Source organism: Streptomyces ureilyticus (genome assembly GCF_011045025.1).
Lineage (GTDB): Bacteria > Actinomycetota > Actinomycetes > Streptomycetales > Streptomycetaceae > Streptomyces > Streptomyces ureilyticus.
Map to the genome: position 1 here is coordinate 1 of NZ_JAAKZX010000318.1, position 8,140 is coordinate 8,140.

The following is an 8,140-nucleotide window of genomic DNA, read 5'->3' on the forward strand; positions in this document are numbered from 1 at the left end:
CGGTAAGCGGCGGGCAAGAGTGGCAAGGCGGCGGACAACGGTCCCTCCGGCGCGAGCCGCGCGGCGAGCTCCCCCGGCGAGGGACGCCCGCCCGGGTCCTTGGCCAGACAGGCCGCGACCACTTCCCGCAACTCGCCTTCCACCGAGCCGAGTTCAGGTTCCTCATGCACCACCTTGTAGAGCAGCGCAGCCGACGAGTCCCCGGGGAACGGAGGCGACCCCGTTGCCGCGTACGCCAGTACCGCCCCCAGCGAGAAGACATCCGCCGCCCCCGAGGCCCCCTTCCCGAGGATCTGCTCCGGCGACATATAACCGGGCGAGCCCACAGACACCCCCGTGGACGTCAGAGACGCCGTCCCGTCCGTCGCCCGCGCAATCCCGAAGTCGATGAGCAACGGCCCGTCCAGCGTCAGGAGTACGTTCGAGGGCTTGACGTCGCGATGTACGAGGCCCAGGCCGTGCACCGCCGCCAGGGCCTCCGCAAGGCCCGCACCCAGGACCCGTACGGAATGGTCCGGCAGTGGACCGGCGTCCGCGACGGCCGCGGCGAGCGAAGGTCCTGCGGCGTACGCGGTCGCCACCCAGGGGATCGAGGCGTCGGGGTCGGCGTCCAGGACCGGTGCCGTGTACGCGCCGCCCACCCGCCTCGCCGCGTCGACCTCGCGGCGGAAACGGGCGCGGAACTCCTCGTCGAGCGCGAAGTGCGGGTGCACGATCTTGACCGCGACGGTGCGGCCGCCCGTGCTGCGGCCCAGATAGACCCGGCCCATCCCGCCCGAGCCGAGGCGGCCGAGCAGCCGGTAGGGCCCCACCGTGGTGGGTTCGCCGACATCGAGCGGCTGCATGGCGTGTGCCTCCCCCGGACGCGCTCCAGTCCCCACCAGCAAGGGTAGGGACAACCAGCAGGGTAGGCGCTGCTTACGGCTCACGGATTACGGATTACGGCTCCAGCAGAGCCACCTTCACATCCGCCGGGAAGCCGGTCGTCGGGCCGACCCGGCGGGCGAACTCCGTGACGGCCTCCAACTGCGGTGCGCCGAAACGGAAGTCGAGCGTCGTGAAGTAGTTCTCCAGGACGCTCTCGTCGAAGGCCTCCCAGCGGGCCGCCTGCTCGGCGACCTTGCCGACCTCCTCCAGCGAGAGGTCCCTGGAGGCGAGGAAGGCTTCGTGGACCTTGCGTGTGACGACCGGTTCGCGCTCCAGGTACTCGCGGCGGGCCGCCCAGACCGCGAAGACGAACGGCAGGCCCGTCCATTCCTTCCACAGCGCGCCCAGGTCGTGCACGGCGAGCCCGTACTGCGGCCCGTCGAGCAGGTTGGCGCGCAGTGCCGCGTCCCCGATGAGTACGGCGGCCTCGGCCTCCCGCATCATCAGGGCGAGGTCGGGCGGGCAGGTGTAGTACGAGGGCTGTACGCCGAACCGCTCGGCCAGCAGCAGCTGCGCGAGCCGTACGGACGTGCGCGAGGTCGAGCCGAGGGCGACTCTGGCGCCGTCCAGGTCCTCCAGCGGGACCTGGGAGACGATCACGCACGACATCACGGGGCCGTCGCAGCCGACCGCGATGTCGGGGAAGGCGACCAGTTCGTCGGCGTTCTTGAGGAACTCGACGAGCGTGATGGGCCCGATGTCGAGATCGCCGCGCACCAGCTGCTCGCTGAGCTGTTCCGGGGTGTCCTTGGTGAGCTCGAAGTCGAGAAGCGTCCCTGTACGAGCGAGCCCCCAGTACAGGGGCAGGCAGTTCAGGAACTGGATGTGGCCGACGCGCGGCCGGGTGCGAGAATTGTCCACATCGCGAGACTAGCCCCTTTGGGGTACGGTGCAGGATTCGGGTCCCGGAGTGGTGGGAGCCATTCCGGAAACCCGCCCGGCCTCTTGTGTCAACCCCTGTGACACCTGGCCGCCATCGCTACGTCAACCCTTCGGGTGAGCTGCTCAAACCTTTGGGTGACGTGATCTTGACCTCTATTGCTTTCCGCTGCCTGCGTGCTAGGCTCGGCCGCAAGTTGCAGTTTGGTTTCCCTTGCAGTACAGAGCCTGCGGAGCGCATGTGACCGCGGGCTCTCGTCGTTTTCAGACGAATGCAGTTGTTTACACAATCGCTGGTTCTGGAGCAGGGCAACCCTTTGGGCCCAAGGAGGGCTTATGGCTACCGGAACCGTGAAGTGGTTCAACGCCGAAAAGGGCTTTGGCTTCATCGCCCAGGAAGGCGGAGGCCCCGACGTCTTCGTCCACTACTCCGCGATCAACGCGAGCGGCTTCCGCTCCCTCGAAGAGAACCAGGCGGTTACCTTCGACGTCACCCAGGGTCCGAAGGGCCCGCAGGCGGAGAACGTCACCCCCGTCTGATCCCTTCGGCTTCTAGAGCGAACGCTCTGATGCTCTGATCTTCGGAACGAGTGCAGTACCCAAGGAGCCCCGGCACCGTTTGGTGCCGGGGCTCCTGCCTTTTGCCTCCGGCGTCGCCCGCCGACGCGCAGAAGCGTCCCCTACCGCTCGTACAGCCCCTCGATCTCCGCCGCGAAGTCCCTTGCGATCGCGTCGCGTCGGAGCTTCATCGTCGGCGTCAGGTGGCCGGCCTCCTCGCTGAAGCGGCCCGGCAGGATGGTGAAGCGGCGGATCGACTCCGGGCGGGAGACCAGCTTGTTGGCCTCGTGGATTGCTCGTTTGAGGATGGTGTTCAACTCCTCATCGTCCACCAGGAGTTCGGCGGGTACCGCGTGTTTGTGGTTCATCTGGCGCCAGTGGGTGATGCCTTCGGGGTCGAGGGTGATCAGGGCGCTGACGTAGGGGCGGCCGTCGCCCACGACCATGACGTGGGCTATCAGCGGGTGGGAGCGGAGCCAGTCCTCCAAGGGGGCCGGGGCCACGCTCTTGCCGCCGGCCGTGATCAGGATTTCCTTCTTGCGGCCGGTGATCGTGAGGTAGCCCTCGTCGTCCAGGGTGCCGATGTCGCCCGTCGCGAACCAGCCGTCGGGGGCGGCGGGGACGACTCCGCCCGCGTGCGGGTCCCAGTAGCCGCGGAAGACATGGCTGCCGCTCAGCAGGATCTCGCCGTCCGCGGCGATACGGACCCGGGTGCCGGGCAGCGGCCAGCCGACCGTGCCGAGGCGGGGCTTGAGCGGCGGGGTGACCGTGGCCGCCGCCGTCGACTCGGTGAGGCCGTACCCCTCGAAGATCTCTATGCCCGCGCCGGCGAAGAACGCCGCCATCTCGCGGCTGAGCGGAGAGCCGCCGCAGATGGCGTAGCGGACGCGGCCGCCCAGGGCGGCCCGGATGCGGCGGTAGACGAGGGGGTCGTAGAGGGAGCGGGCCGCGCGCAGGGAGCGGCTCGGGCCACGGCCCAGACCGTGCTGCTCGGCCTCGATCGCCTCGCCGTACCCGCGGGCGACGCGCGTCGCGCGGTCGAAGGACGAGGCGCGGCCCATGCGTTCGGCGGTCGCGCGGCCCGTGTTGAAGACCTTCTCCAGGACGTACGGGATGGCCACCAGGAACGTCGGCTTGAACGAGGCCAGATCGGCGAGCAGTTCCTCCGAACCGATGCCCGGAGCGTGCCCAAGGCGGACGCGGGCGCGCAGGCAGCCGATCGCGATCATGCGGCCGAAGACGTGGGAGAGGGGGAGGAAGAGGAGGGTGGCCGCCGGTTCGTCGGTGAGGGATCTGAAGGCGGGGTAGAGGAGTTCGATGGCGTTGTCGACCTCGGCGAAGAAGTTGCCGTGGGACAGTGCGCAGCCCTTGGGGCGGCCGGTCGTACCCGAGGTGTAGATGATCGTGGCGAGGGTGCCCGGCCCCAACATCCCACGGCGTACGGCGACTTCCGCGTCCGGTACGTTCCGGCCCGACTCGGCGAGCCGCTCCACGTGCCCCTTCTCGAAGACCCACACATGCCGCAGATCCGGGATCCTCTCCATCTCCGGGCCCAGCGCGGCGGCCTGCGCGGCGCTCTCGACGGCCAGCGCGACGGCCCCGGAGTCCTGGAGGATCCAGCGGGTCTGGAAGAGGGACGAGGTCGGGTAGATCGGCACGGTCACCAGGCCCGCGGCCCAGGCCGCGAAGTCCATCAGCGTCCACTCGTACGTCGTACGCGCCATGATGGCGATCCGGTCGCCCGGCATCAGCCCCTCGCCGATCAACCCCTTGGCCAGCGCCAGCACTTCGTCCGCGAAGGCGTTCGCCGTCACGTCCGCCCAGTCGCCGTCCGGCCCCTTCCGGCTCAGTACGACCTGGGCGGGCGCGTCGCTCGCGTTGTCGAACGGGATGTCCGCGAGCGAGCCATGCGTGATCGGCGCGACGAGGGGCGGCACCGACGCCTCCCGTACGACACCGTCCAGCCGCTTGAGATCCGGCTCGACGAGGGCTGGTGCAGGGGTGGAGGACTTCCTGGCGGACATGGGGCGGCTCCTTGTCGTCATGCCCGGCGGTCCCCCCGCAAGGCCCCATGGGTGCTACGGGGCTGATCTACCCGGTGTTCAGTGGGAGTGGGTCCATCAACATACGCATTACGACGTACGCGGGTGCCGTGAGCGAACCGTCTTCACCAGCGACGACGCCACCCTCCACACACATTCACAGGCGCCGGGTGCGTCTCGACCACTTCCTGACTTCCAAGTAATCTTACTCCAGAGTAAGAATCGCGATCAGATTCACCGCCGGATTCACCACCGGATGCACGACTGTGCCGATCGAGCGGGGAGTTCTTGGACCATGGCCGACCACCCCACGCACCCCATGCGCACCCAGACCCTGGCCGCCTCCCCAGCCCTCGCGCCCCTTCTCGCTCGCGGCGCGCTCCTCTCCCTCTTCAAGCGGCCCCGGGCGGCGGGCGGCACGGATCTGCCCTCGACTCGCCTCGTACTCCCCGGGGTTCGCATCGACCTCGCCCAGCTCGCCGGGTACGAACGCGTCTGCGGCTACGGCGTGGGCGCCGACGCGCTGCCGGTGACGTATCCGCATGTACTGGGGTTTCCGCTGACCATGCGGCTGATGAGTGCGCGGGCGTTCCCGCTGCCGTTAGTCGGGCTTGTGCACACGTCCGTCGAGATCGTGCAGCGGAAGGCGCTTTCGGCGACCGGGGAATACGAACTCCAGGCGTACGTCGAGGGGATGGCGCCCCATCGACGCGGGACCGAGGCGACACTCGTCACGGAGGCGCGGGCCGGTGGCAGGCTCGTATGGGAGTCGAGGAGTACGTATCTCGCGCGGCATCGGACCTCGCAGGGCACGCAGGGCACGCACAGTGCGCAGAGCGCGCGACCTCCTCGGCCCTCTCAGCCCCTTCCCGCCATCGCCGCGTGGCGGCTCGGTGGGGATCTCGGGCGGCGTTACGGGGCCGCGTCCGGAGACCGGAATCCGATCCATCTGCATGCGCTCACGGCCCGGCTCTTCGGCTTCCGCCGGCCCATCGCGCACGGCATGTGGACCGCGGCCCGCTGCCTCGCGGAGCACGGGGTTCCCGAAGGCGCGTACATCAAGGCCGAGTTCAGGGCGCCGGTGCTGCTGCCGGGGGCGGTGACGTACGCGGCGAAGGGGGGTGCGTTCGAGCTGCGTGGGGACGAGGAACGCGTGCACGTCAGGGGCGAGGTACGCCCGCTGGTGTAACCCCTTACGACTTCGGAGGGTTCCAGGCCCGGCCGTCCATCAGGTTGCCGAGTCCTGCCCAGGCGAAGTTCATCAGCGTCGCCGCTGCCTGCTTGGCGGAGACGCCGGGTGTGGTGTTGGCCCAGGCGGCGAGGGACTCGGCCGCTCCGACCAGGGCCTCGGCGAGGCCGGCGACCTCGTGCTCGGCACGCTCGGGGGGCGGCGGCTCCCGGTGGGCCTCGCGGGCGGCCACCGCTATCAACTGGGTGACGAACGCGACCAGTTCCTCCCGCATCGCGGTGACCTCGGTGGCGAAGGGCTCGCCGTGCGTACGGGCCTGGAGGTGCAACACCGCCCAGCCGTCCGGGTTCTGCGCGGTGTGCGTGAAGAACGCCCGCAGCCCTTCCCAGAGTTGGCGGTCGGCGGGCAGACCTTGGTGAACTCCCGCGCGTACGGCGGACGTCAGGGCGGCGGCCTCGCGGCGGATGCAGGCGGTGAAGAGGTCTTCCTTGGAGTTCAGGTACAGATACACCAACGGCTTGGACACGCCCGCCAGATCGGCGATCTCGTCCATCGAAGCGGCCCGGTACCCCCGCTGCCCGAAGGTCCGCACGGCGGCGTCCAGCATCTGCTGTTCACGCACGGCACGCGGCATCCGCTTGTTCTTCACAGCACCCATATGGCTTAGCCTACGGTTCGCCTGGCGACGAAGGCCGCGTTACGAGGGCCGGGTTTACGAAGGCTGGCCCTGCGCGCCACCGCGGGCCGCGTCGTCCGCGGTGTCCTCCTGGGAACGGTTGCGCTCCAGGTTGGCCTTGGTGCGGTCCACCCGCTCGACGATCTTCGCGGAGGCGCGGTCGCGCTCCTTGCGCAGGACGACGAAGCTGATCGGGGCCGAGAGGACGAGGGCGAGCAGGACGATCCACATGCCGTTGGAGGCGCCGAGGCCGCGCGGGGCGATGCCGGAGTAGACGAGGCCCCAGACGACCACGAGGCAGCCCACGAAGATTCCGAGGCGCATCAGTGTGTAGCGGAGCATCTCAATCCACTCTTCCCGTTCGAACGTTCCCAAAGGGCACCCTCCAGTCAAGCATGTTCTGGCTGGGAGCTCACAGGGGGGCCTGCGGGGGCTTGGCGGGGGCCTCCATGGCTAGGCGGAGTGGCCTCAGGTGAGGCGGGTGAGCGGCAGCAGCATCGTAATGTCGTCGCGGTCGTCGCCGGGTGCGACGCGGATCGCGCCGGGTACGCGGCCGACCTCCTTGTAGCCGCAGGAGGCGTAGAACCGCTCGAGTCCGAGTCCGCCGCGGCAGGTGAGCCGTATCGCGTCGATGCTCTCGAAGCCGGCGGCTGCCTCCGCGGCGGCTGCGAGCAGGTCGCGTCCGTAGCCCTTGCCCTGGTGTTTCGGGTGCACCATCACCGTGTAGAGCCACACCCAGTGCGTCATCAGCCGGTGCGTGTTGAACGCGAAGAAGGCGGTTGCGGCGACGTCGCCGTCCTCGTCCCGCCCGACCAGGAGCCGCATACGGCCTTCGCTCATCGCGGCGAGGTGCTTGACGAGTTCCGGGCGGATCGCGTCGGGGGCCACGGGGGGTACGAAGCCGACGGCGCCGCCGGCGTTGGTGACGTCGGCCCAGAGGGTGAGGAGGCCGTCGCGGAGTGCGGGGTCTACGGTGGGGTCGAGGGTGAACGTAAGGGGCATAAGGCTAGAATATCTATTACCGCGTACGAAGCTCAAGGGTATTCGGAGGACTCGCGGACACCGCCCTGCGGACCGGGGCCCTCCCCCACTCTCCGCTTGGCCCGCGCTCAGCCCAGTGCCCTTGCCGCCACCTTCAGGTCGGAGACCAGCCCCTGGTACACCGCCTCGCGGTCGTCGGCGCGCAGGGCGGCGGACGGGTGGATGGTGGCGACCACGCGGGCCTGGCGGCCGTGGATCTCCTCCTCCAGGAGGGTTCCGCGCTGCTGGGTGACGCGGAACGAGGAGCCGAGCAGGGCCTTGCCCGCCGTGGCGCCGAGTACGACGATCAACTCCGGGTCCACCAGGGCCAGTTCGGCGGCCAGCCAGGGGCCGCAGGCGGTCATCTCGCGCAGGCTGGGGGCCTTGTGGATACGGCGCTTGCCGGGGGCGATGGGGGTCCCCCCGCTCGAGCGAAGCCGAGAGTGGGGGAGGGTGAACTTGAAGTGCTTGACGGCGTTCGTGACGTACGTCTGGGCGGGGTCGATGCCTGCCTCGGCCAGGGCTCGGTCGAGCAGGCGGCCCGCGGGGCCGACGAACGGTTTGCCCTGGCGGTCCTCCTGGTCGCCCGGCTGTTCCCCGACGATCAGTACGCGGGCGTCGGTGTCGCCGGTGCCGAATACGGTCTGCGTGGCGTCTCGGTGTAGGGGGCAGCCGCGGCATTCGGCGGCGGCCTTGCGCAGGGCGGTCAGGCCGCCGCGTTCCGGCACGAACGGCTCCGCCGTGTACGCGTCCTCGGGGGCCTTGGTGGTGACCATGCGCCTCGAGTACCCGACCCGGGCCGGGCCTCACGCGGATTTCTTCCCCACCCCGCCCCTTTCCGTAACAAGG

General features: G+C 69.6%; 9 protein-coding genes. 2 read left to right on the forward strand and 7 right to left on the reverse strand.

The genetic code is table 11. The features are described from left to right. Both G6048_RS45165 and G6048_RS45170 read right to left on the reverse strand, forming a co-directional pair. On the reverse strand, positions 1–845 hold an 845-nt coding region (locus G6048_RS45165), incomplete at its 3' end, for a serine/threonine-protein kinase (RefSeq protein WP_165345429.1). A 94-nt stretch (positions 846–939) separates the two neighbouring features. Further along, a complete protein-coding gene (locus G6048_RS45170; RefSeq protein WP_165345430.1) occupies positions 940–1,788 on the reverse strand; it encodes a menaquinone biosynthetic enzyme MqnA/MqnD family protein in 849 nt (282 codons plus the stop codon). 354 nt (positions 1,789–2,142) lie between these two features. Here G6048_RS45170 and G6048_RS45175 point away from each other — a divergent pair, with 354 nt between their 5' ends. Continuing rightward, positions 2,143–2,346: a cold-shock protein gene (locus G6048_RS45175; protein ID WP_033319512.1), complete on the forward strand. Its 204-nt coding sequence runs from the start codon at positions 2,143–2,145 to the stop codon at positions 2,344–2,346. A gap of 140 nt (positions 2,347–2,486) precedes the next feature. Here the strand turns inward: G6048_RS45175 and G6048_RS45180 are convergent, their stop codons facing one another. Further along, positions 2,487–4,388 (reverse strand): AMP-dependent synthetase/ligase, encoded by a 1,902-nt coding sequence (locus G6048_RS45180; protein ID WP_165345431.1) that lies wholly within the window; start codon positions 4,386–4,388, stop codon positions 2,487–2,489. Between the two features lie 313 nt (positions 4,389–4,701). On the opposite strand from G6048_RS45180, the gene G6048_RS45185 reads away from it, so the two are divergent. Then, entirely contained in the window at positions 4,702–5,595 is an 894-nt protein-coding gene (locus tag G6048_RS45185; RefSeq protein WP_165345432.1) for a MaoC family dehydratase, read from the forward strand. Positions 5,596–5,599: 4 nt separating this feature from the next. On the opposite strand, the gene G6048_RS45190 is transcribed toward G6048_RS45185, so the two are convergent. From G6048_RS45190 to G6048_RS45205, 4 genes are all read right to left on the reverse strand, one after another. Then, positions 5,600–6,253, reverse strand: a complete 654-nt coding sequence (locus G6048_RS45190; protein ID WP_165345433.1) for a TetR/AcrR family transcriptional regulator — start codon at positions 6,251–6,253, stop codon at positions 5,600–5,602. A gap of 54 nt (positions 6,254–6,307) precedes the next feature. Continuing rightward, the gene (locus G6048_RS45195) at positions 6,308–6,613 is read right to left on the reverse strand and encodes a DUF4229 domain-containing protein (RefSeq protein ID WP_165345434.1); all 306 of its coding nucleotides are present in this window, start codon (positions 6,611–6,613) and stop codon (positions 6,308–6,310) included. Positions 6,614–6,739: 126 nt separating this feature from the next. Continuing rightward, positions 6,740–7,273, reverse strand: a complete 534-nt coding sequence (locus tag G6048_RS45200) for a GNAT family N-acetyltransferase (RefSeq protein WP_165345435.1) — start codon at positions 7,271–7,273, stop codon at positions 6,740–6,742. Between the two features lie 107 nt (positions 7,274–7,380). Then, on the reverse strand, positions 7,381–8,067 hold the full coding sequence (locus tag G6048_RS45205) for a UdgX family uracil-DNA binding protein (RefSeq protein ID WP_165345436.1): 687 nt from the start codon (positions 8,065–8,067) through the stop codon (positions 7,381–7,383). Between the last annotated feature and the right edge of the window lie 73 nt (positions 8,068–8,140).